This window comes from Liquorilactobacillus satsumensis DSM 16230 = JCM 12392 (genome assembly GCF_001435195.1).
Taxonomy (GTDB): domain Bacteria; phylum Bacillota; class Bacilli; order Lactobacillales; family Lactobacillaceae; genus Liquorilactobacillus; species Liquorilactobacillus satsumensis.
On sequence record NZ_AZFQ01000003.1, the window covers coordinates 1 to 2,932 of the forward strand.

Annotated in this window: 3 protein-coding genes and 2 pseudogenes; 1 reads left to right on the forward strand and 4 read right to left on the reverse strand. The window is 35.7% G+C overall.

Going from position 1 to position 2,932, the window contains the following annotated elements:
- Positions 1-254: 254 nt before the first annotated feature.
- Positions 255-323 (forward strand): annotated as a pseudogene (locus FD50_RS13045) (hypothetical protein); the annotation flags it as partial.
- A gap of 112 nt (positions 324-435) precedes the next feature.
- Here the strand turns inward: FD50_RS13045 and FD50_RS00060 are convergent.
- The 4 genes and pseudogenes from FD50_RS00060 to FD50_RS00080 all read right to left on the reverse strand — a co-directional run.
- The gene (locus FD50_RS00060) at positions 436-1,095 is read right to left on the reverse strand and encodes a replication protein (protein WP_056959382.1); all 660 of its coding nucleotides are present in this window, start codon (positions 1,093-1,095) and stop codon (positions 436-438) included.
- Between the two features lie 83 nt (positions 1,096-1,178).
- Positions 1,179-1,349 (reverse strand): hypothetical protein, encoded by a 171-nt coding sequence (locus tag FD50_RS00065; RefSeq protein ID WP_012579281.1) that lies wholly within the window; start codon positions 1,347-1,349, stop codon positions 1,179-1,181.
- Between the two features lie 811 nt (positions 1,350-2,160).
- A pseudogene (locus FD50_RS00075) lies at positions 2,161-2,400 on the reverse strand (tyrosine-type recombinase/integrase); the annotation flags it as partial.
- Between the two features lie 153 nt (positions 2,401-2,553).
- Positions 2,554-2,932, reverse strand: a 379-nt coding sequence (locus tag FD50_RS00080; protein WP_056959386.1) for a KGG domain-containing protein, incomplete at its 5' end; no start/stop codon positions are given.

Here is a 2,932-nt window from a genome sequence, read left to right on the forward strand (position 1 = left end):
CTTCGCCGCCCCGTTTTCCTGCTTCTTCACGTGACATCTTTTCATTATCCTTAGTCATATTCTCTTTCCTCCTAAAATTTGATTTCTTCTACGGTCTTTATATTAAGCGCTTTCTTACTAGACCACAAACATTATGCTTAGTTTTGAGAAATTTTATTTTAAGGGTATTTTGGGCCTGAAATTGTTGACAATACAGAGTAAGATAGGGACAAATATAGTTCTTAGAGGTAACGCAAAATAATTCAAAAACTTGTACAACAATCCTAATTGGTAAGCAAGCATCCCTCATTGGCTCAACCATCATTGCGCATAATGATGGTTGAAAAAGGAATTAGTTTGGAAAGTCAGTGACTACAGTGAAGAATTATATGAGGAAATAAAATACGAATGTGTTTACAATTAGGCTTACGATTATATCTATATCCCATTTGCTAATTAGTCTTGTATCTCACCGGTCTCTTTGTTTATATCGCCTCTGCCGTACTTACGTTCCTGATAAACGGCATCGAAGTATAATCTTATTAGTCCAGTATGAGCTCTCAACACCGAATTGATAATTTTCATGCTAGGCAAACCATATTCAACCCCATGTAATTTAATAAACCGCCTTAATTCACGCATATTTGCCAAATTATGATCATCAATCAAATCGCAAACATCATTCAGCATATCGTCTTTATCTTCGACATCAAGCGTTATATAGCGATCAATATCAAAATTATTCAACAACCTAATATCAGCTTTAGAATATTTATGCTTATTTTTAGCAATAGCGTCTTTTGATTCATGCGTTAAATACAAATACATATTTTCCATACTCGTACTTACAATCTGAACCATAGCAACACTTTTATCTCCCAAAGAGCGCTTAACTTTCAAACGCACACTTTCAGCAGTTACAGGATTTTTTGAAACATAGATTACATGATAATGTTCTTTTTTATATTTTTGTCCCTCAACATCACTTAAATCCTTATCATGCAGAGGACTAATAGCAATCGGAACACCTATTAATTCTAAGTTATCTATCCAGTCATTTGGTATGCTTTCCGGATAAAGCAAGAAGGTGAAGTATCTAGCTTTTTCTTTACTCATTTGATATAATTACCTTACAAAAATTAGTAAAAACATTATAAAAACATGAGCGACTTTTCGAAGAGGGCGCTCTTTTTTTATACTCATTTTTGCCCTTTCTTATCTTCTTCAACAACTTTTTTCATATGATTTCGAACGTCATAAGTAACAATAGAGCCAGTTTTAGCCAAAACTTTTTTATATTCAAAATATAATTCTTTGGGAATACGCATTGATACATTTTGGTATTCTATCGATGATTTCTCTCTAGCCATTTTTAGCACTCCTTTTATATTTATAAAAACATTATACAACTTTATCTATATATATTCAACTACCTTCTTATCATTATATTTCCAGAATTTTGTTGGCGGTTTGTTGACTTTTTGTTGATCGCTGTAACACTTGGTGTGTATGGGTTTGTTAGGGATTGTTGACCGATTTGGCACTCGGCACTTAAAAGGGGGGTCGTAGTACGGAAGCAAAATTGCTTCCTTGCCCCCCTTTTTTCCAAATTCCAAATTTTTTTCAAAAATTTTCCAGCGCTAACGCTCGGCAAAATTGCAAGCAATTTTAAAACCATGAGGGAATTTCATTCCCTCAAACTCCCTTGAGCCTCCTCCTGCCGAAATATACGGGCGCTACGCTTATTATTTCGTTCAGTTATCGGCTTTCATAATCTAACAGCCAACATCTTCACTGCAAAGCCACGCTACGCTCAAGGGCTTTTCCGCTACGATAACGCCTGTTTTAACGATTATGCCGACAACTAAACGAAATAAACGCTAAAACGTCTCAAAATCGTTTCTGAGACGTTTTAATAAAAAAGCGATAAATTATATTGGCGAATTATAAAAATGCCGTAGAACGAAAAATAGAGCCCTTAAAAAGCAAATAAAATCCGATAGCAATAAAAAACAAAACCAAAAGCCAAAAGATAAAAAAATAAATACAACAGCAAAAATAAATCAGAGTTCGATTTTTCGAACAATGCGCACTTACACATAGAATTTATTCTATGTTGTGCTAGGCCCATTAAAAGCCTGTATCAGAAGTCGCCGTTGGCGACAACAAAATCAAACCAATTTACCCAAAATCAATTTGGTTCAACATGTTTTCTGTACTTGCTTGATCCAAGCCCAAATAAGCTAAAGTCATTGATTCACTTGAGTGATTTAGTAAGTGCATTACTAGGCCAATATTGTAATTTGATTGCGTGTAAACACGATAAGCCCCGGTTTTGCGCATTGTATGGGTACCTAGATAATTAATTCCCAACAGATCACCAACCTTACTCATGATTTTGTAGAACTGTTTTTGCGTGATCTGCGTTACTAAATTTGTTCAAGTTATTTCTTGCAATCTGCCAAATAAAAACCCTCCCTACCCATTGGATTAATTATCCATTAGCTAGAGAGGGGGTATATTTGTAGAAAAAAGTTTGGCTTAGAACTGATATATTCTTATGCTGAGTGTAAATTAGTCATCATCGCCGGAGTTAGCCTTTCCACCCTTTTTACCAATTTCTTGGTAAAAGTCTTTGTCATGGGTGTCGGAAGTAGCTTCGCCGCCTTTTTTCCCATTCTTTTGATAGAAACCTTTATCGTGAGAGTCTGAAGTAGCTTCGCCGCCTTTTTCTCCAATTTCTTCGTAGAAATCTTTATCATGAGATTCGGAAGTAGCCTCGCCACCCTTCTCACCAGTTTCTTCATAGAAATCTTTATCGTGAGATTTGGAAGTAGCTTCGCCACCTTTTTTACCAATGTCTTCGTAAAAATCCTTATCATGCTTTTTGGCAGAGGCTTCGCCGCCCCGTTTTCCTGCTTCTTCACGTGACATCTTTTCATTATCCTTAGTC